The sequence below is a fragment of the Cellulomonas sp. H30R-01 genome, assembly GCF_010119915.1.
Taxonomy (GTDB): Bacteria; Actinomycetota; Actinomycetes; order Actinomycetales; family Cellulomonadaceae; genus Cellulomonas; species Cellulomonas algicola.
On record NZ_CP048210.1, the window covers coordinates 1,846,647 to 1,865,457 of the forward strand.

Sequence of the window (18,811 nt, forward strand, 5' to 3'; positions counted from 1 at the left end):
GCACGCTACCCGCGTGCCGCCGACGGGCGGGCTCACCACAGCGGCGTCGCCGCGTCCCCCACCGCGACCATGCCCGTGGTCACCGGCACCATCCGCACGCCGAACCACGTCCGCCCGTCCTCGCGACGGTGCCGCGCGAGCGTCCGGATCGGCTCCTTGGTCGTGACGAGCGCGTCGAGGTCGATCGTCGTGAGGCTGCACCGGTCGCACCGCTCCGCGAAGCGCAGCTCGACGTCGCCGACCCGCAGCCCCGCCCAGCGGTCCTCCTCGAACGGCTCCAGGTCACCGCCGACGACGAGGTTCGGCCGGAACCGCTCCATCGGCAGCGGCGCCGGCACCTGCGCGGACCCCGTCGGGTCCGCCGACTCCAGCACCCGGTCGGCGACCCACGCGTTGAGCGCCGCCATCGACGCCTCCGTGGTGACCAGCAACGGGCCGGCGTCCGAGAGGTTGAGCGCATCGCCGGGGCGCCCACCGTGGTGGAGGCTCACCGACCGCCGCCGCGGGTCGTCGAGCCAGACCAGCCGCACGGACCGCCCGAGCACGTCGGACAACCACGCGTCGGCATCCGCCCCCGCCCCGGTCGCCCGGTCGAGGCGCGACAGCCCGACGGCGACGTCGGGCTGGGTGTCCACGGGCTCGGCCACGACGAGGTCGGCTGCCCCGGCCGCGCTCAGCCGCAACGACGCGCCGTCCGGCGTCGCGCGGACCCCCAGCATCCGCGGGTGCTCGCGCGCCGTCAGCACGTCACCGTCAGCGGTCACGACCATCCACCGCCGGTCACCCCGCACACCCCACGGGTCCACGTCCGCCGCCGGCACGTCGACGCCCCGCAGCGACTTCACGGGGAAGACGTGCAGCGACGAGACTCGGGGGGCGGCCACCCGCGGACGGTAGCAAGCGCACCTCGCGTCCGACCGGGACGCGCCCGCGTCACGATCCCGTCACGATCGGGTCCCGGCGCCGCACGCGCACACCGGCGAGCGCGGAGGTGCGCCATCCTCGCCGCATGCCTCGTCATGCGGTCCGCCGGCACCACACGACGCCGCTCACGTTCGCCCTGGTCACGCTCGTGCTCGCCGGCTGCACGACGCCGGCTCCCGACGACGCGGACGCACCTACCACCGCCCCCACGGAGGCCGCTCCGACGGCGGCCGGCACACCGGCCGAGGACCCGACGCCGACGGCCACCCCGACGTGGCCGGCAGCGCTGCCCGAGGACGAGGCGATGGCCGCCACCGACTCCTACTCGGTCGTCTGGCTCGCGATCGCACCCTCGCAGGACGAGGCTGCTCTCGACGCGGCGCAGGAACGTGCCGAGTCGCTCGGCTACGGCGCGGCGGCGACGCCGGTCATCTGCGTGCCGCCTGCCCCCGCAGGCGTCGTGGCGGAGTCGTGGGACGACGCGTGGGGTACCCCCGTCTACTTCCGCTCGCCCCAGGACGCCGACCGGTTCGCCGCGCTGTGGGGGTCGCCCGTGGCCGCGGTCGTGCACGACGTGCACCTGGCGTGCGGGTGGGGATGACGCGTCGGGTGGGCCCGGCCGGTTTCGAACCGGCGACCTCCGCGGTGTAAGCGCGGCGCTCTGACCAGCTGAGCTACAGGCCCCTCGTCGCGACGTGCTCGGGTGCGACGGGCGCACAGCCTACCGGTGCACCACGCTGCGCCCGAGGGGCGCCGCAGCACGCCGACCGACGTGTGCGTCAGGCGGCGAGGTCGGCGATGGCCGCGCGGTAGGCGGCGAGGTCACGGGCCTGGCCCGCGGGGTTGACGACGGACCACCGCAGCACGCCCTCGGCGTCGACGAGGAAGGAGCCGCGCAGCGGCCGGCCGGCCTTCTCGTCGAAGACCTCGTAGGCCCGGGCGACGTCGCCGTGCGGCCAGAAGTCGGAGAGCAGGTCGAAGCCGTAGCCCTCCTGCTCCTGCCACGCGCGCAGCGTGAAGGTCGAGTCGCACGAGACGACGAGGACGCGCACGCCCGCGGCGTCGAAGGCGGCGATGTTGTCGCGGATCTCGCACAGCTCCCCGCGGCACGTCCCGGAGAACGCGAACGGGATGAAGACGACCACGACGGGTGTCCCGCGCAGGGACGACAGCGTCACGGGCGTGCCGTGCGTGTCGACGAGCGTGAAGTCGGGGGCGAGCTCGCCGAGGACGGGCGTCGCGGTCACTTGCCGCGGCCGCGCGTGCCGAGGCGCGTCGCGGACCAGTCGGCGGCGATGGCGAACGTCGTCATCGCGTGCAGGCCGGACGTGGTGGCGGCCTCCTCGATGTCGCTGTGCGACACGTGGCCCGACCGGCCGGACTTCGGGGTGAGCACCCAGATGGGGCTGTTGTCCTCGAGGACGGTCATCGCGTCGACGAGGAAGTCCGTGAGGTCGCCGTCGTCGTCGCGGAACCAGATGAGAGCGCCGTCGGTGACGTCGTCGTAGTCCTCGTCGACCAGCTCGTTGCCGGTGACCGCCTGGAGGGCGTCGCGCAGCTCCTCGTCGACGTCGTCGTCGTACCCGAACTCCTGGATCACCTGTCCTGCGGTGAACCCCAGACGCGCTGCCACCTGCGAGGCGGCGTCGTCCGTGCTGGATGACACGTCCCGACCGATCCCTTCGTCGCGTCGCCCCCGGCGGGACGACCTGCTGATGTCCGCACACCGTAGCCCACCGCACGGTGGCGGGCCCTGGCAAGCCGTCGACCCGGACGGGCGTGTCCGGGGCGCGCGCGGACCCGCTCCGCGGACGAGTCGTCCTACGACTGTCGCGGACGTCACGTGGCCCGAGTGCCGGGACGGTGTGACTTTGTGCCCGGCAGGGGCCGACAATGGGCCGACTACCCGCACCTGCCGCAGCGCGCCCCACGTGCTCGGAGGGTCGGGCCGAGATGCGCGCCGGGGCCACGAGGCTCGCGCGTGCGGACGAGAAGGCAGAAGGAGCACCGGTGGCTTCCATCGACGAGACGGGCCCGCTCATCGGCGGCCTGCTCAGCCAGGTCCCCGACATCGACCCCGCCGAGACCGGCGAGTGGCTCGAGTCGCTCGACGGGCTCATCGACGACAAGGGTGGTCCGCGCGCCCGCTACGTGCTGCTGAGCATGCTGCGCCACGCGCGGCAGCGGAACGTGGCCATCCCGGCCTCGCTGAACACGCCGTACGTCAACACGATCGCGGTGCACGACGAGCCGTACTTCCCCGGCGACGAGGTCATGGAGCGGCGCTACCGCTCGTGGATCCGCTGGAACGCCGCGGTCATGGTGACGCGCGCGCAGCGTCCGGGCATCGCGGTGGGCGGGCACATCTCGTCGTACGCGTCGGTGGCGACGCTGACCGAGGTCGGCCTCAACCACTTCTTCCGCGGCAAGGACCACCCGGGCGGCGGTGACCAGGTCTACTTCCAGGGTCACGCCTCCCCCGGCGTGTACGCCCGCGGGTTCCTCGAGGGCCGTCTGACCGAGCACCAGCTCGACGGGTTCCGCCAGGAGCTGTCGCACCCGGGCGGCGGCCTGCCGTCGTACCCGCACCCGCGCCTCGCACCGGACCTGTGGGAGTTCCCGACGGTCTCGATGGGCCTCGGCCCGGCGTCCGCGATCTACCAGGCGTGGACCAACAAGTACCTGCACCTGCGCGGCATCAAGGACACGAGCCAGCAGGACGTGTGGGCGTTCCTCGGCGACGGCGAGATGGACGAGCCCGAGTCGCGCGGCATGCTCCAGCACGCGGCGCAGCAGGGCCTCGACAACCTCACGTTCGTCGTGAACTGCAACCTGCAGCGCCTCGACGGGCCGGTCCGCGGCAACGGCAAGATCATCCAGGAGCTCGAGGCGCAGTTCCGCGGCGCCGGCTGGAACGTCATCAAGGTCATCTGGGGCCGCGAGTGGGACACCCTGCTCAACGCCGACAAGGACCGCGCGCTCGTGCACCTCATGAACACGACGCCCGACGGCGACTTCCAGACGTACCGCGCGGAGAACGGCGCGTTCATCCGCGAGCACTTCTTCGGTCGTGACCCGCGCACCAAGCAGCTCGTCGAGAAGATGACGGACGACGAGATCTGGGCGCTCAAGCGCGGCGGCCACGACTACCGCAAGATCTACGCCGCCTACAAGGCCGCCCGCGAGCACACGGGCCAGCCGACGGTCATCCTGGCGCACACCATCAAGGGCTACGGCCTGGGCTCGGGCTTCGCCGGGCGCAACGCCACGCACCAGATGAAGAAGCTCAAGGCGGACGACCTCAAGACGCTGCGCGACTCGCTGCACATCCCGATCACGGACGAGCAGATCGACGAGAACCCGTACGTCCCGCCGTACTTCCACCCGGGCCCCGACGACGAGGGCATCCAGTACATGCTGGAGCGCCGCCGCCAGCTCGGCGGGTTCGTGCCCGAGCGCCGCTCGACGCACAAGGCGGTCACGCTGCCCGAGGCGAAGGTGTACGAGGGTCTCGCGAAGGGCTCGGGCCACCAGGAGGTCGCCTCGACCATGGCGCTCGTGCGCCTGTTCAAGGACCTCGTGAAGGACAAGGAGTTCGGTCACCGCCTGGTGCCGATCATCCCGGACGAGGCCCGCACGTTCGGCCTGGACTCGATCTTCCCGAGCGCGAAGATCTTCAACACGAACGGCCAGAACTACATGGCCGTCGACCGGGAGCTCATGCTCTCGTACAAGGAGTCCGAGTCCGGGCAGATCATGCACACGGGCATCAACGAGGCCGGTTCCGCGGCCGCGTTCCAGGCCGTCGGCACGTCGTACGCGACGCACGGCGAGCCGCTCGTGCCGTTCTACTTCTACTACTCGATGTTCGGGTTCCAGCGGACCGGCGACCAGTTCTGGGCGGCCGGCGACCAGATGGCCCGCGGGTTCCTCATCGGCGCGACCGCCGGTCGCACGACGCTGACGGGTGAGGGCCTGCAGCACGCCGACGGCCACTCGCCGCTGCTCGCGGGCACGATGTCGCACGTCGTGCACTACGACGCGGCGTACGGGTACGAGCTGCGCCACATCGTCAAGGACGGCATCGAGCGCATGTACGGGGAGGGTGACGGCCGCGACAAGGACGTCATCTACTACCTGACCGTCTACAACGAGCCGATGGTCCAGCCGGCCGAGCCCGAGGGCGTCGACGTCGAGGGCATCCTCAAGGGCATCTACCTGCTGTCGCCGGCCGAGGGCGACGGGCCGCGCGCCCAGATCCTCGCGTCGGGCGTGGCCGTGCCGTGGGCGCTCGAGGCGCAGAAGCTGCTCGCGGACGACTTCGGCGTGCGTGCCGCGGTGTGGTCCGTGACGAGCTGGAACGAGCTGCGCCGCGACGGCCTCGCCGCGGACCAGCACGACTACCTGCACCCGGGCGAGGAGCCTCGCCAGGCGTACCTCACGCAGAAGCTGCAGGGTGCCGAGGGTCCGTTCGTCGCGACGACGGACTACGACCACCTGGTCGCCGACCAGGTGCGCGCGTGGATCCCCGGCACGTACGCGACGCTCGGTGCGGACGGCTTCGGCTTCTCCGACACCCGCGCCGCAGCGCGGCGTCACTTCAAGATCGACGGCCCGTCGACCGCGGTGCGGGTGCTGCAGCAGCTCGCACGCACCGGCGCGGTCGCGGCGGACGCCCCGGCGCAGGCCATCGAGCGGTACCGCCTGCACGACGTCACCGCCGGCACGTCCGGCAACACGGGCGGCGACTCCTGACGGTCTCCGTCACCTGACGGACGAGGGCCCGCGGCGGATCATCCGCCGCGGGCCCTCGTGCTCTCCGGCGCGCTCCGGGCGCGCCGCCGTCGGCCGCGCCGCGCAGGGGCGACGCGGGTGCGGTGTCAGGTGCCGGGGATCGTCTGCTCGGCGTGCGCGACCGCGCGCGCGAGCTCGTTGCGCAGGTCGGCGACGGCCGCCTGGTCCGGGTAGAGGTCGAGCGAGCCGAGGTGCTGCTTCGCCTCGAGCGGCCGGCCCGCCTCGATCGCGGCGAGCACCAGGTGCCGGGCGACCTCCGGGTCGTGCTCGCGCGGGCGCCAGTGCCCGATTCCGAGACCGAGGGCGTCCACGGGCTGGCCGGCGCTGCGCAGGAGCGCGAGCGACTCGACGAGCGCGCGGCCCGACGGGTCGCGCTCGGACGCCGTGGTCAGGCGCCGCAACGTGCCCTCGTGGTCGTCGCGCACGGAGAGCCGGGCGACCTCGATGAGCGGGTACCAGGCACGCGGGTTGCCGGCGAGCTCCTCGCCGAGCGCCCAGACCGCGAGGTCGGCGGCACGCTCGCGCTCGGTCTCGTTGCCGGGCGCCGTGAGCGGGTCCTCCTCGGAGCCGGACTCGGCGGCGCGACGCCGCACGATCTCGGCCAGGGCGCGGAAGGCGCGCTCGTTGTTCGGGTCGTCGCTGAGCATCGACCGCAGGGCGTCCTCGTGCAGGGTGTCCCCCCGCCGCGCGGCGGTGGTGGGTCGTCGGGCTCCGACGCGCGAGGCGGAGCTCGGGCGGCGCATCAGCTGTCGCAGTCGGGGCAGGAGAGCCATGTCGTGACCTTAGCCGTTGACCGGGCGGGGCACCCGGCCCGTCTCCGGGCCGCTCCCTGACCCCTGCGCGCGCCTTTGTCGACTTCCCACAAGCGCGCCTCCTATGCTCCCCCTATGCCCGGACCTTCGCACGGCGGACGCCCGCCGACCGGCGCGCAGGACGCCCGGCCCGCCGACGCCACCACGCCGCGCCGCCGCTCGGTCGACGCCCCGGACGGAGGCGAGGGCACGGCGAACGCCGAGACGCAGCGGCGCGTGCGCGAGGGCTCGGGGCTGCTCGCGGCCGCGGCGATGCGCCGCCTCGACGAGGACCTCGACTGGTACCGCGCGCTGCCCGCGGAGGACCGGTCGTGGGTCGGGCTCGTCGCGCAGGCCGGCATCACCGCGTTCGTCACGTGGTTCATGGACCCGACGCGACCCCCGCACGGTGTCGGCGACATCTTCGCGACGGCTCCGCCCGAGCTCACACGCTCGATCTCGCTGCAGCACACGCTGCAGCTGGTCCGTGTCGTCGTGGACGTCGTCGAGTCGAACAGCGACCGGCTCGCGGCACCCGGTGACGAGCGTTCGCTGCGCGAGGCCGTGCTGCGCTACTCGCGCGAGGTCGCGTTCTCGGCCGCCGAGGTCTACGCCCGTGCGGCCGAGGTGCGCGGTGCGTGGGACGCGCGGCTCGAGGCGCTGGTGGTCGACGCGATCGTGCGCGGGGACGTCGACGACGCGCTGAGGTCGCGTGTCGCAGCGCTGGGGTGGAGCGGACGCGGCTCGACGCTCGTGATCGTCGGTACGACCGCGTCCCCGCTCGACGACGTCCGGGCCGCGGACCTGCGGCGGGCCACGCGCCGCGCCGCCGACGACGCGCTCGTCGGCATCCACGGCGACCGGCTGGTCGTGCTGGTCGGCGGCGAGGGCGACCTGCGGGCGGCCGTGACGGCGCTGCTCCCCCGGTTCGGGCCCGGTCCGGTCGTCGTCGGGCCCGAGGCGCAGGACCTCGCGGACTGCGCGCGGGCGGCGCGCGCCGCGCTCGCCGGGCTCGCCGCCGCCGCCGCGTGGGTGCAGGCGCCACGACCCGTGCAGGCCGACGACCTGCTCCCCGAGCGTGTGCTCGTCGGCGACGTCACCGCCCGGCGTGCGCTCGTGCACCGCGCGTACGAGCCGCTCGCGGCGAGCCAGGGGTCGCTGCTCGAGACGCTGTCGGCGTACCTCGGCACGGGGCGGTCCCTCGAGGCCGCCGCGCGCACGCTCTACGTGCACCCCAACACCGTGCGGTACCGGCTGCGCCGGGTCGCGGACGTCACGGGATGGGACCCGCTCGACGCGCGCGAGTCGTACGTCCTGCAGACGGCGCTCGCCCTGGGGCGGCTCGACGCGGCGGGCGTGACCTCGATCGTCGCGCGCCCCTGACCGGTCCGCACCGTTTGTAGGGTCCGCACAACGCGGTCCGCGAACGTTGGTGTGCGTCACGAGCCCGGACGGGACCGGCGGCACGGCAAGGTGGACAGGTGCTCGTCGTCGTCTGCCCCGGACAGGGTGCCCAGTCCCCCGGCATGCTCGCCCCCTGGCTCGAGCTGCCCGTCGTCGCGGAGTCGGTCGACCGCTCGTCGCGGACCGCCGGTCTCGACCTGCGCGCGCACGGCACGACCTCGGACGCGGACACGATCCGCGACACCGCAGTCGCGCAGCCGCTGCTCGTCGCGTCCGCCCTCGCGAGCCTGCGCGCCGTGCTCGACGTCGACGCGGGCACCCCGCTCGGCACGGCCGCCGCGGGCGTCGTCGGCGCGACCGCCGGCCACTCGGTGGGCGAGCTCGCCGCCGCGGCCGTCGCGGGCGTGCTGACCGACGACGAGGCCCTCGCGCTCGTCGCCGTCCGCGGCGCTGCCATGGCCCGCGCGGCCGCCAGCACGCCGACCGGCATGAACGCGGTGCTCGGCGGCGACCCGGACGAGGTCCTCGCGGCGCTCGCCGCGCACGGGCTCGTGCCCGCCAACGTCAACGGCGGCGGCCAGGTCGTCGCCGCCGGCCCGCTCGACGCGCTCGCCGCGTTCGCCGCCGCACCGCCCGCACGGGCGCGCGTCGTCCCGCTGCAGGTCGCGGGCGCGTTCCACACGCAGGTCATGGAGCCCGCCGTCGCCGAGCTGCGCGCCGCCGCCGACGGCATCACGCCCGGTGACCCGGTCGTGCCCCTGCTCACGAACTCCGACGGCACCGTCGTCCCGGACGGCGCCCGCGCGCTCGCGCTGATCGTCGCCCAGGTGGCCAACCCCGTCCGCTGGGACCTGTGCCAGGAGACGCTGCTCGCGCTCGGCGTGACCGGCCTGCTCGAGGTCGCACCGGGCGGGGTCCTCACGGGCCTCGCGCGGCGTACGCTGCCGGGGATCGAGACGGTCGCCGTCAAGACGCCGGCCGACCTCGACGCCGCACGCGACCTCGTGCGCCGCCACGGCGCCGCGTCCGCGTCCACGCCCGAGGGCACCACCGCAACCCAGGAGCAGCCGTCGTGACCCGACCCACCCTGACGCAGGCCACCGGACCGGCCCACACCCGGATCCTCGGCATCGGAGGCGTGCGCGGCGAGCGCGTCGTCCCGAACGACGACCTCGTCGGCCCCATCGACTCCTCGGACGAGTGGATCCGGCAGCGCACGGGCATCGTCACGCGCCGCCGCGCGGGCGACGGCACCGACGTGCTCGACCTGGCCGAGGGCGCCGCGCGCGCCGCGCTCGAGAACGCGGGGCTCACGGGCGCCGACATCGACGCCGTCATCCTCTCGACCGTCACCTACTTCCACCAGACGCCTGCGGGCGCCGCGATCGTCGCCGACCGCCTCGGCGCGACGCCCGCCGCGGCGTTCGACATCTCCGCGGCGTGCGCGGGCTACTGCTACGGCATCGGCCAGGCGGACGCGCTGGTCCGCGCCGGCACCGCCCGCCACGTGCTCGTCATCGGGGCCGAGAAGATGAGCGAGTTCGTCGACCCGACGGACCGCACCATCTCCTTCCTGCTCGGCGACGGCGCGGGCGCGGTCGTGATCGGCCCGTCCGACACGCCGGGCATCGGCCCGACGATCTGGGGCTCCGACGGCGGTCAGGCGCAGGCGATCCGCCAGACGCACTCGTGGCTCGCGACGCGCGACGAGGGTGCCGGGTGGCCGACGCTGCGCCAGGAGGGCCAGTCGGTCTTCAAGTGGGCCGTGTGGCAGATGGCGCCCGTCGCGCAGAAGGCCCTCGACGCCGCAGGCGTGACGGCCGACGACATCGAGGCGTTCGTCCCGCACCAGGCGAACATGCGGATCATCGACCAGATGATCAAGCAGCTGAAGCTGCCCGAGTCGGTGGTCGTCGGCCGCGACATCGCCGACACGGGCAACACGTCCGCCGCGTCGATCCCGCTGGCGACCGAGCGCCTGCTGCGCGAGGGCCAGGTCCCCAGCGGCGCGCTCGCGCTGCAGATCGGCTTCGGCGCCGGCCTCGTGTACGCCGCGCAGGTCGTGGTCCTGCCCTGATCCACCGCGGCCCGGCGCTCGTCGGGCCCGCCCCGCCCCCGGGGAGCGGTCCACCCTCGGGCTGTACCGTTCGTCCGACCCTTCCAGCAGTCACCAGAGGAGACACCATGGCGTACAGCGAGCAGGAGATCCTGGCCGGTCTGGCCGAGATCGTGAGCGAGGAGACGGGCCTGCCCGCCGACTCGGTCCTGCCGGAGAAGTCCTTCACCGACGACCTCGACATCGACTCGCTGTCGATGATGACGATCGTCACGCTCGCCGAGGAGAAGTTCGACGTGCGCATCCCCGACGACGAGGTCAAGAACCTCACGACCGTGGGCGACGCCGTCTCGTTCATCGCGGGCGCGCAGTCCTGAGCCTGCCGTGACCCGGGCACCGTCCCGGCGCCGCCACGACCGCACCGTCGTCGCGGGCGCCGGGACGGGCCACCCCCATCGCCACCAGGAGCACCGATGAGCCACGCAACCGACGTCGTCGTCACCGGACTCGGCGCCACCACGCCGCTCGGCGGGGACGTGCCCTCGACGTGGGCCGCCGCCCTCGCCGGTGAGTCCGGGGCCCGCACCCTCGACAACGACTGGGCCGAGACCTACGGCATCCCCGTCTCGTTCGCCGCGACCATCAAGGTCGCGCCCGCGGACGTCCTGCCGCGTCCCGAGCTCAAGAAGATGGACCCCACCGCGCAGTACGCCGTGATCGCGGCGCGCGAGGCGTGGGCCGACGCGGGCTCCCCGGAGGTCGACGGCGAGCGTCTCGGTGCGGTGGTGTCGTCGGGCATCGGTGGCATCTGGACCATGCTCGACGGCTGGGACACGCTCCGCGAGAAGGGCGCCCGGCGCATGCTGCCGATGACGGTGCCCATGCTCATGCCGAACTCCCCCGTCGCGTTCGTGTCGCTCGACCTGGGTGCCCGCGCGGGTGCCCACGCCCTGGTGTCGGCGTGCGCGTCGGGTGCCGAGGCGATCGGGTACGGCGTCGAGATGATCCGCTCGGGTCGCGCCGACGTCGTGGTCGCGGGCGGCACCGAGGCCCCGATCCACCCCATGCCGATCGGCGCGTTCGCCGCGTCGCGCACGCTGTCGCAGCGCAACGACGACCCGCAGCGCGCGTCGCGCCCGTACGACGTGGCCCGCGACGGCTTCGTCGTCGGCGAGGGCGCCGGGGTGGTCGTGCTGGAGAGCGCGGAGCACGCCGCCGCGCGCGGCGCGCGCGTGTACGCGCGCATCGCCGGTGTCGGCCTGTCCGCCGACGGCTACCACATCACGTCCCCCGAGCCCTCGGGCGACGGGCAGATCCGCGCCATGCGCTCCGCGCTGCAGGAGGCCGGGGTCTCGCACCGCGACATCGTGCACGTCAACGCGCACGCGACCTCGACGGTCGTCGGCGACCTCATCGAGGCCCGCAGCATCCGCGGCGTGCTCGGCGACGAGGCGGACCACGTCGCCCTGTCGGCGACGAAGTCGATGACGGGGCACCTGCTCGGCGGCGCGGGCGCGCTCGAGTCGGTGTTCACGATCCTCGCGCTGCACGACCGGCAGGCGCCGCCGACGATCAACGTCGACGACCCCGACCCGGAGCTCGTGCTCGACCTGGTGCGCGACAAGCCGCGCGCGCTGCCCGACGGGCAGATCGCGGCGATCAACAACTCGTTCGGGTTCGGCGGCCACAACGTGGCGCTCGTCGTCACGTCCGTCTGACCGCAGCACCACCCGTCCGCCCCGGCGGACCGAGGGCGCGCCACCCCTGCCCGGGTGGCGCGCCCTCGGCGTCTGCGGCGACGGCGCAGCGTCGTCAGTAGCCGGCGAACGCGTCGGTGCGGATCCGACGCACACCCGCCCGGCGCAGCGTGCGGCGCGCGTGCACGACCATGCGCGGCGGACCCGAGACGTAGGCGAGCCGCCGGTGGGCGTCGGGCACGCCCTCGCGGAGCACGGCGTCCTCGAGCAGGGGCGCAGCACGGTGCTCCCACCCCTCCGGCAGCACGGCGGGCGGCGTCGGGGCGACCACCACGACGCGCGCCGCGGACGCGGTGAGCACCTCGGCGTAGGGCGGCTCGTCACCGGGCCCGAGCAGGAGCAGCAGGACGACGTCGCGCCGCTCGCCCGCGCGGGCCAGCGCCGCGAGCTGGCTGACGAACGGCGTGATCCCGATCCCGCCCGCGACGAGCAGCAGCGGCACGTCGGCGCGTCGCGGGAGGAGGAAGTCGCCGCCGACCGACGTGGCGCGCACGACGACGCCCTCCGGCAGCGCGGTGAGCGTGCGCTTGAAGGAGCTGGGCGCGGGCGTCAGCCGGTACGCGACCACGATGCCGTCCACGTGCCCGGGCGGCGACGCGACCGAGAACACCCGGCGGGTCCCGCGCCGGTCGACGCCCGTGTGCGGCACGTGCAGCTCGATCCACTGCCCGGGGCGGAAGCGCAGCGCGCGCTCGGGCGCGAACGCGACCTCGCGGACGGCGGGCGTGACGTCGCGGTGACCCATGACCGTGAGCCGCACGGCGCGGCGCTGACCGAGGGCGAACGCGAGCGCGTTGCCGATCGCGAGCGCGAGCTCGGGCGAGCTCCACACAGGCCCCAGCGTGAAGGGCGTGACGGTGAGCGCGCCGACGAGCGCCGCCTCGGTGAGCTGCTGGCGGCGGCGGGGCGGCAGCGTCAGCGGCTCGGTGAGCATGAACGCGGCGGCGAACACGAGCGGGTACGACGCGAGCGCGGTCCACAGGGCATCGGGCGGCGCCAGGCCCAGTCCGACGAGCCGCACGGTCACCACCCCGCCCGCGACGACCAGGTACGTGCCGACGAGCAGCCCGCGCCGGGTCCGGACGACGACGGCCAGCGCAGCGGCCGCGACGACGGGCAGCAGCGCGGGCGTCGCGACCCACCAGGTGGCCGGCACCGCCCCGAACGGGACGCCGACGAGCCCCACGGCGAGCGCCCCGGCCGCCGCGGGGTTGAGGACGTGCCGCGACCGCACGGCGAGGACGAACTTGGACGCTCCCGCGACGGCGGCCGCCGCGGCGAGGACCGTGAGGTCGAGGGGTGCGGTCGACGGGCGGAGCAGCAGCGCGAGGATGAGCCCGGTGATCACCGACGACTCGCGGTGCACGGGCACGCGCCGGAGCGCGCCGCACGCGAGGCTCACGAGCAGGGTCACGGCGACCGCGACGACGACCGACACGCCGAGCGCGACCGGCTCGACGTGCAGCTTCCCGGCAAGAGCCAGCAGGAGCGCGGCGGTGAGGACGGCGCCCAGTGCGGCCGAGACGGTCCGGTACGTCGTGACGCGGCCGAGCAGGTCGTCGACGCGGCTCATGCGAACACCTCCCCCGGCAGCCCGAGCGACCACTGCGCGCGGCCGTCCGCGTGGATGCGCACGTACTCGAGGTCGAACCGCACCTGGAGACGCTCGGGCTCGACGAAGAACAGCGCGGTCGCGAGCCCGTCGGCGACCATCGCGGTCGAGGCGACGGCCCACGTCGCGACGACGTCCCGCGTCGGCGCACCCGTGCGGGCGTCCACGACGTGGTGCAGCCCGTCGCCCCACGCGCGCCGGTCCACGCCCGACCCGCACACCGCGGCGTCGGCGACCTCGACGACGCCCACCGCGCGGCTCGCGTCGCCCGGCTGCTGGAGCCCGACCCGCACGGGGGTCCCGTGCCTCAGGACGTCGCCGCCCGCGTCGACGAGGACGTCCTCGACGCCGCACGCCGCGAGCTCGGCGGCCACGAGGTCGATGAGCTGGCCCTTGCCCGCGGCGCCGACGTCGAGCAGCACGGGCTCGTGCACGACGAGCCGGTCGCCGTCACGCTCGAGCACGTCGGCCGCGCGCGGGGCGGGCACGGGCGGACCCGCCGGGACGAGGGTCAGCCCCGGGTCGTAGCCGAGCCGCTCCAGGCTGCGGCCGACGAGCGGCGACACGGCGCCGCCGGTGCGCTCGTCGAGCACGTCGTAGAGGTCGAGCAGCGCGACGCCGTGCTCCGGCAGCGCGTGGACGCCGGGTGCGCGCGCGATCCGGGCGACGAGCGAGTCGGGACGGAACCGGGACCACACGGCGTCGTACGCCGCGACGCACGCGTGGACGCGGGCGAGCACGGCCTCGTCGAGCGGTACCGGTGTACGCAGCGTCCACCGGGTGCCGATCGCGTCGAACGACTCACGCGCGCGCATCGGCGAGGACGGACTCCAGCGCGGACTCGAAGGCCTGCGTCGTGAGCGAGGCACCGGCCACGACGTCGACGTCGACGTCCTCGAGCGGGATCCCGACGACCTGCGCCGAGATGGCGGAGGCGAAGTCGGACTGGAAGGTCTGCGAGGTGGGGTTGGTCGCCTGGGGCACGACGTCCATCGCGGCGACGATGCCCTCGTCGACGGTGAGCGTCACCTCGATGCTCTCCTTGCCCGCGGGCGAGGTGTAGATGCCGACCCCGACGTAGGTGCCGTCGACGATGCGGCTCGTCGGGGAGGCGGAGCTGCCGACGGCACCGCTCGCGTCGCCCTGCGCGCCGGCGGCGCCGGTCCCCGCGGCACCGCCCGCGGCGGTCGTGCCGTCGGCGGCCGTGGCGTCGGCGGCGCAGCCCGTGAGGGCGGCGGCGAGCGTCAGGCCCGCGAGGGCGAGCGCAGGCGTGCGGGGCGTGGTCATCGGGGTGCGTCCTCTCGTGGCCCGGGCGTTCCCGGGTCGGCAGGCGTCGAGGGGGCGACGCCAGGAGTCACACCTTGGCGGACAGGGTCGGCAGGCTGTCCACGCTCGAATCGATTAGGCGCTCACGCACCGAGACGTCGGTGCAGGTCAGCCCACCCGGTGGAGCCACCGCACGGGTGCACCCGCGCCCGCGTAGCGGAAGGGCTCGAGCTCGTCGTCCCAGGCCTGCCCGAGTGCCAGGTCGAGCTCCGCACGCAGGCGCGCGGGGTCGTCGGCGTGCTCGAGCGCCGCGCGGATCCGGTCCTCGGGGACGACGACGTTGCCGTGCACGTCGGTCGCGGCGTGGAAGATCCCGAGCTCGGGCGTGTGGCTCCAGCGGGAACCGTCGACGCCGTGGCTCGCCTCCTCCGTGATCTCGTACCGGAGGTGCGCCCAGCCGCGCAGCGCGGACGCCAGCCGCGCGCCGGTGCCCTGCGGACCCTGCCACGAGTGCTCGGCACGGTAGAAGCCAGGGCCTGCCGGCTGCGGGGTCCAGTCGAAGGTCACCCGCGCGGTCAGGACGTTCCCGGCAGCCCACTCGATGTGGGGGCACAGCGCACGGGGCGCAGAGTGCACGAAAAGAACACCGCGGGTGATCGCACCTGCCATGTCGTCCTCCTGGTCGGCTCGAGGTTCGCCTTCCCCAACGTCCTCGGGTCCTGCTCAGGAGCACTCACGGTCTCGCGGCGTGCTGTGCACACTATGCCCGACGTGCGGCGTCACCGCCAAGCACCCGGGCGGGGATGCGTCAGAGCTGCTCGCGGATCGCCCGCATCGCCTTCTTGCGCACCGACCGCTCCAGGCGGTCGAGGTACAGCATGCCGTCGAGGTGGTCGACCTCGTGCTGGAGGCAGCGCGCCATGAGCTCGGTGCCCTCGACGACGACCTCCTTGCCGTCGAGGTCGGTGCCGACGACTCGCGCGTACCAGGCGCGGCGCGTCGGGTACCAGAGGCCCGGGACCGAGAGGCAGCCCTCGTCGCCGTCCTGGTACTCGTCCTCGGAGAGCTCGACGATGACGGGGTTGAGCACGTAGCCGATCTCGTCGTCGATGTTCCAGGAGAACGCGCGCAGGCCGACGCCGATCTGGTTGGCCGCGAGCCCGGCGCGACCCTCGTGGTCGACCGTCTCGAGCAGGTCCTCGACGAGCGAGCGGACACGGTCGTCGACCGCGGTGATCGGGTCGCACGGGGTGCGCAGGACGGGGTCTCCGACGGTGCGGATCTCTCGCATGGCCATGCGTCGATCCTTTCATGCCCGGGCCGTCGACCAGGGCCGTCCGGAGGCGGCGTGTGAGCAGCGAGACACCGGAGGGCGCCGACAAGCCGACGAAGCGGGCGTACCTTTGTACTGACCGGTCAGTCAGAAGGGAATCGCCACATGACCGCCTCCCCCGAGATCGGCACGACCCCTGTCGCCGGTGCTGCGAGCGACACCCCCGGCGCCCCCGAGCCCCTCGGCGCGACGTCTGCACCGCCCGTCGTGCGCGCCCGACGCCTCGCCCTGCACGGGCCGCGCGGGCGGGTGTACGGACCCGTCGACCTCGACGTCGCGTCGGGCGAGCTCCTGCTGGTGCAGGGCGCCCAGGGGTCGGGCCGCACGAGCCTGCTGCTCACGCTCGCGGGCCGCATGGTCCCCGACGCCGACGCGCGGCTCGACGTGCTCGGCCACCACCTGCCGCGCGAGCGTCGCGCCGTGCAGCGCGAGGCGGCGATCGCCGGCTTCGGCGGGATCGACGACCTCGACCAGTCCGTCACGGTCGGCGCGCTCGTCCGCGAGCGGCTCGCCTGGCTCGGGCCGTGGTACCGGCGCCAGCCCCGCCTCGGGCAGCACACGCTCGACGAAGCGCTCGCGCCGGCGTTCGGCGACCGTCCCGTCCCCGCGCCGGGCACCGTCGTGTGGGACCTCGACGAGCTCGACGCGATGCTGCTGCGCCTCGGGCTCGCGCTGCTGCAGCGGCCCCGCCTGCTCGTGGTCGACGACGTCGACCAGGTGCTCGACGACGCCCGCCGCCAGGTCGTCTGGAGCCGGCTCGAACGGCTCGCCGCGGACGGCCTCACGGTCGTCGCCGCGTGCGCGAGCGCCGACGAGGTCGCGCGCACCCGCTGGGTCACGGCGCCCACCGTCGTCGCGCTCCCCCTCTGACTCCCCGTAGCCGCACCCACAGCACCCACCGCAACCCCGAGGACCGTCATGCTCTCGCTCACCGCCGGCACCGAGCTGCGCCGTTTCCGCCGCGGCACGCTGCCCCGCCTGGCCGTCGTCGCGATGATCGTCGTGCCGCTGCTCTACGGCGTCCTGTACCTGTGGGCGTTCTGGAACCCCACCGGGCACCTCGACCGCATCCCCGTCGCGCTCGTCGACGCCGACGCGGGTGCGACGCGCGACGGCGAGCCCGTGCACGCGGGTGCCGACCTCGTCGACCGGCTCGTGGACGAGCACCGCCTCGACTGGGTCGTGACCGACCCCGCTGACGCCGCCGACGGCGTCGACTCCGGCCGCTACTACTTCAGCGTCACGGTGCCCGCCGACTTCTCGGCCGACCTCGTCTCCGCCGGCGGCGACTCCCCGCGCTCGGCGCGCATCGACGTCGCCTACGACGACGCCAACTCGTTCCTCGTCACGTCGCTGGGCCGCACCGCGATGGAGCGGATCACGGCCGCCGTCTCGGAGACCGCGGGCGAGCAAGCCGTGGACGCGGTGCTCGTCGGGCTCTCGCAGGCGCACGACGGTCTCACGGAGGCCGCCGACGGCGCGGTCCGTCTGCGGGATGCCGCGGACCAGCTCGGCGCCGGCGCGCGGACGCTCGCGGACGGTGCGGGCTCGCTGGCCGAGGGCGCTGAGCGGGCGTCGTCGGGTGCCGCGGACGTCCGCGACGGCGCCGCGCGGCTCGCCGACGGGTCGGCGCAGGCCGACACCGCGGCCGGGAGGCTCGCGACCGGGAGCGCGCAGGTCGCCGACGGCGTGCACGCCGCGGCCGCGCAGGTCGACGGGCTCGTCGCCGACATGTCCGGGCTGCCCGCCGACCTGCAGACGCTCACCGCCTACCTCACCGCGCGCGCACAGGCGGGTGACACCGCCGCAGCGCAGATCCTCACGCACCTCGCGTCGACGGCGGACCGGCTGCCCGACGCGGCGACCCTCGCCGCGGCCCGGCAGCAGCTCGACGCCCTCGACACGGGCGCCCGCCAGGTCGCCGACGGGGCGGCTGCGCTGCACGACGGGACCGCACAGGTCGCTGCCGGGGCCGGGTCCCTGCGCGACGGCACGCGCTCGCTCGCCGACGGCACCGCGCAGGTCGCGTCCGGCGCCCACGACGTCGCCGACGGCGCCACCCGGCTGGTCGACGGCACCGGCCGGCTCGGCGCGGGCACGGCCACGCTCGCGGACTCGCTCGACGACGGTGCGGCGCAGGTCCCGGCCGACGACGACAGCACCCGGGCGGCGCGCGCCGCCGCGATCGCCGACCCCGTGGGGCTCGACGCGACCGACCGTGCGACCGCCGCGGGCTTCGGCGAGGGCATCGCCCCGTTCTTCCTGCCGCTCGCCCTGTTCCTGGGCGGCGTCGTGACGTGGATGATCCTGCGGCCCGTCCCGCCGCGCGCCCTCACCACGCCCGCGCGCGGCGTCCGTGCGGCCCTCTCCGGGTACGCGCCCGCGCTCGTCATGGGGATCGTGCAGGTCGTCGTGCTGCTCACCGTCCTGCGGGTGGGGGTCGGGCTGACACCGACGCACCCGGTCGGCGCGCTCGCGTTCACCGTGCTCGTGGTCGCCGCCTTCCTCGCGGTGCAGCAGATGCTGCTCGCGCTGCTGGGCACGGCTGCGGGACGCATCGCGACGCTCGCGCTGCTCGTGCTCCAGCTCGCGTCGGCGGGCGGCACGTACCCGGTCGAGACGTCACCGGCGTTCTTCCGGGCGCTGCACCCCCTGCTGCCCATGAGCTACGGCGTCGACGGCCTGCGGGCGCTGCTCACCGGCAACCCCGACGGGCGGCTCTGGACGGCGGTCGCCTACCTCGTCACGCTCCTCGTCGCGTCGCTCGCCGTGACGTCGTGGCGGGCCGGACGCATGCGGACGTGGACGCTGTCGCGTCTGCACCCCGCGCTCACGATCTGACCGGCGCCCGCGGGCGCACGTTCTGGGAGGCTG

At 74.7% G+C, this 18,811-nt stretch carries 18 protein-coding genes and 1 tRNA gene; 9 read left to right on the forward strand and 10 right to left on the reverse strand.

Annotation, left to right across the window (positions count from 1 at the left end; all coding sequences use genetic code 11):
- Positions 1–32: 32 nt before the first annotated feature.
- Positions 33–884: an MOSC domain-containing protein gene (locus GXP71_RS08215; RefSeq protein WP_162352262.1), complete on the reverse strand. Its 852-nt coding sequence runs from the start codon at positions 882–884 to the stop codon at positions 33–35.
- A 125-nt stretch (positions 885–1,009) separates the two neighbouring features.
- On the opposite strand from GXP71_RS08215, the gene GXP71_RS08220 reads away from it, so the two are divergent.
- Positions 1,010–1,525 carry a hypothetical protein gene (locus GXP71_RS08220; RefSeq protein ID WP_162352263.1) on the forward strand — a complete coding sequence of 172 codons (516 nt, stop codon included), beginning with the start codon at positions 1,010–1,012 and terminating at the stop codon, positions 1,523–1,525.
- Between the two features lie 9 nt (positions 1,526–1,534).
- Here the strand turns inward: GXP71_RS08220 and GXP71_RS08225 are convergent.
- The 3 genes from GXP71_RS08225 to GXP71_RS08235 all read right to left on the reverse strand — a co-directional run bounded on the left by GXP71_RS08225 (position 1,535) and on the right by GXP71_RS08235 (position 2,590).
- Positions 1,535–1,608 (reverse strand) — tRNA-Val (locus GXP71_RS08225).
- Positions 1,609–1,703: 95 nt separating this feature from the next.
- Entirely contained in the window at positions 1,704–2,171 is a 468-nt protein-coding gene (locus tag GXP71_RS08230) for a peroxiredoxin (RefSeq protein ID WP_162352264.1), read from the reverse strand.
- Positions 2,168–2,590 carry a DUF3052 domain-containing protein gene (locus tag GXP71_RS08235; RefSeq protein ID WP_162352265.1) on the reverse strand — a complete coding sequence of 141 codons (423 nt, stop codon included), beginning with the start codon at positions 2,588–2,590 and terminating at the stop codon, positions 2,168–2,170. Before GXP71_RS08235 ends, GXP71_RS08230 begins: the two co-directional genes overlap by 4 nt.
- A 344-nt stretch (positions 2,591–2,934) precedes the next feature.
- On the opposite strand from GXP71_RS08235, the gene aceE reads away from it, so the two are divergent.
- Positions 2,935–5,679, forward strand: coding sequence for a pyruvate dehydrogenase (acetyl-transferring), homodimeric type (aceE, locus tag GXP71_RS08240; RefSeq protein WP_162352266.1), 2,745 nt, complete (start codon positions 2,935–2,937; stop codon positions 5,677–5,679).
- Positions 5,680–5,804: 125 nt separating this feature from the next.
- Here the strand turns inward: aceE and GXP71_RS08245 are convergent, their stop codons facing one another.
- Positions 5,805–6,491 carry a hypothetical protein gene (locus tag GXP71_RS08245; protein WP_225916499.1) on the reverse strand — a complete coding sequence of 229 codons (687 nt, stop codon included), beginning with the start codon at positions 6,489–6,491 and terminating at the stop codon, positions 5,805–5,807.
- 114 nt (positions 6,492–6,605) lie between these two features.
- Between GXP71_RS08245 and GXP71_RS08250 the strand changes: the two genes are divergently transcribed.
- The 5 genes from GXP71_RS08250 to GXP71_RS08270 all read left to right on the forward strand — a co-directional run bounded on the left by GXP71_RS08250 (position 6,606) and on the right by GXP71_RS08270 (position 11,687).
- Positions 6,606–7,892, forward strand: a complete 1,287-nt coding sequence (locus GXP71_RS08250; protein WP_162352267.1) for a CdaR family transcriptional regulator — start codon at positions 6,606–6,608, stop codon at positions 7,890–7,892.
- Positions 7,893–7,990: 98 nt separating this feature from the next.
- Positions 7,991–8,989 carry an ACP S-malonyltransferase gene (locus GXP71_RS08255; RefSeq protein ID WP_162352268.1) on the forward strand — a complete coding sequence of 333 codons (999 nt, stop codon included), beginning with the start codon at positions 7,991–7,993 and terminating at the stop codon, positions 8,987–8,989.
- Positions 8,986–9,990 (forward strand): beta-ketoacyl-ACP synthase III, encoded by a 1,005-nt coding sequence (locus tag GXP71_RS08260; protein ID WP_162352269.1) that lies wholly within the window; start codon positions 8,986–8,988, stop codon positions 9,988–9,990. The genes GXP71_RS08255 and GXP71_RS08260 overlap by 4 nt, the downstream gene beginning before the upstream one ends.
- A 107-nt stretch (positions 9,991–10,097) precedes the next feature.
- Entirely contained in the window at positions 10,098–10,346 is a 249-nt protein-coding gene (locus GXP71_RS08265) for an acyl carrier protein (protein ID WP_124341502.1), read from the forward strand.
- Between the two features lie 96 nt (positions 10,347–10,442).
- Positions 10,443–11,687 (forward strand): beta-ketoacyl synthase, encoded by a 1,245-nt coding sequence (locus tag GXP71_RS08270; protein WP_162352270.1) that lies wholly within the window; start codon positions 10,443–10,445, stop codon positions 11,685–11,687.
- A gap of 94 nt (positions 11,688–11,781) precedes the next feature.
- On the opposite strand, the gene GXP71_RS08275 is transcribed toward GXP71_RS08270, so the two are convergent.
- The 5 genes from GXP71_RS08275 to def all read right to left on the reverse strand — a co-directional run bounded on the left by GXP71_RS08275 (position 11,782) and on the right by def (position 15,901).
- Positions 11,782–13,299, reverse strand: a complete 1,518-nt coding sequence (locus GXP71_RS08275) for an FAD-dependent oxidoreductase (protein ID WP_162352271.1) — start codon at positions 13,297–13,299, stop codon at positions 11,782–11,784.
- A complete protein-coding gene (locus tag GXP71_RS08280) occupies positions 13,296–14,153 on the reverse strand; it encodes an FAD:protein FMN transferase (protein ID WP_162352272.1) in 858 nt (285 codons plus the stop codon). The genes GXP71_RS08275 and GXP71_RS08280 overlap by 4 nt, the downstream gene beginning before the upstream one ends.
- Complete coding sequence (locus GXP71_RS08285; RefSeq protein WP_162352273.1) at positions 14,140–14,625, reverse strand: FMN-binding protein; 486 nt, start codon at positions 14,623–14,625, stop codon at positions 14,140–14,142. The genes GXP71_RS08280 and GXP71_RS08285 overlap by 14 nt, the downstream gene beginning before the upstream one ends.
- A gap of 147 nt (positions 14,626–14,772) precedes the next feature.
- Positions 14,773–15,273 carry a DUF3145 domain-containing protein gene (locus GXP71_RS08290; protein WP_124341012.1) on the reverse strand — a complete coding sequence of 167 codons (501 nt, stop codon included), beginning with the start codon at positions 15,271–15,273 and terminating at the stop codon, positions 14,773–14,775.
- 139 nt (positions 15,274–15,412) lie between these two features.
- A complete protein-coding gene (gene def / locus GXP71_RS08295; protein WP_124341013.1) occupies positions 15,413–15,901 on the reverse strand; it encodes a peptide deformylase in 489 nt (162 codons plus the stop codon).
- Between the two features lie 141 nt (positions 15,902–16,042).
- On the opposite strand from def, the gene GXP71_RS08300 reads away from it, so the two are divergent.
- Together GXP71_RS08300 and GXP71_RS08305 are read left to right on the forward strand one after the other, a co-directional pair.
- Positions 16,043–16,807: an AAA family ATPase gene (locus GXP71_RS08300; RefSeq protein WP_202924348.1), complete on the forward strand. Its 765-nt coding sequence runs from the start codon at positions 16,043–16,045 to the stop codon at positions 16,805–16,807.
- Between the two features lie 48 nt (positions 16,808–16,855).
- Positions 16,856–18,778 (forward strand): YhgE/Pip domain-containing protein, encoded by a 1,923-nt coding sequence (locus GXP71_RS08305; RefSeq protein ID WP_162352274.1) that lies wholly within the window; start codon positions 16,856–16,858, stop codon positions 18,776–18,778.
- Positions 18,779–18,811 lie beyond the last annotated feature (33 nt).

Coding starts and splice junctions, on each gene's coding strand:
- def (WP_124341013.1), bottom strand. CDS start 15,901: ATGGCCATGCGAGAGATCCGCACCGTCGGAGACCCCGTCCTGCGCACC.
- GXP71_RS08280 (WP_162352272.1), bottom strand. CDS start 14,153: ATGCGCGCGCGTGAGTCGTTCGACGCGATCGGCACCCGGTGGACGCTG.
- GXP71_RS08290 (WP_124341012.1), bottom strand. CDS start 15,273: ATGGCAGGTGCGATCACCCGCGGTGTTCTTTTCGTGCACTCTGCGCCC.
- GXP71_RS08270 (WP_162352270.1), top strand. CDS start 10,443: ATGAGCCACGCAACCGACGTCGTCGTCACCGGACTCGGCGCCACCACG.
- GXP71_RS08275 (WP_162352271.1), bottom strand. CDS start 13,299: ATGAGCCGCGTCGACGACCTGCTCGGCCGCGTCACGACGTACCGGACC.
- GXP71_RS08285 (WP_162352273.1), bottom strand. CDS start 14,625: ATGACCACGCCCCGCACGCCTGCGCTCGCCCTCGCGGGCCTGACGCTC.
- GXP71_RS08305 (WP_162352274.1), top strand. CDS start 16,856: ATGCTCTCGCTCACCGCCGGCACCGAGCTGCGCCGTTTCCGCCGCGGC.
- GXP71_RS08250 (WP_162352267.1), top strand. CDS start 6,606: ATGCCCGGACCTTCGCACGGCGGACGCCCGCCGACCGGCGCGCAGGAC.
- GXP71_RS08300 (WP_202924348.1), top strand. CDS start 16,043: ATGACCGCCTCCCCCGAGATCGGCACGACCCCTGTCGCCGGTGCTGCG.
- GXP71_RS08245 (WP_225916499.1), bottom strand. CDS start 6,491: ATGGCTCTCCTGCCCCGACTGCGACAGCTGATGCGCCGCCCGAGCTCC.
- GXP71_RS08220 (WP_162352263.1), top strand. CDS start 1,010: ATGCCTCGTCATGCGGTCCGCCGGCACCACACGACGCCGCTCACGTTC.
- GXP71_RS08265 (WP_124341502.1), top strand. CDS start 10,098: ATGGCGTACAGCGAGCAGGAGATCCTGGCCGGTCTGGCCGAGATCGTG.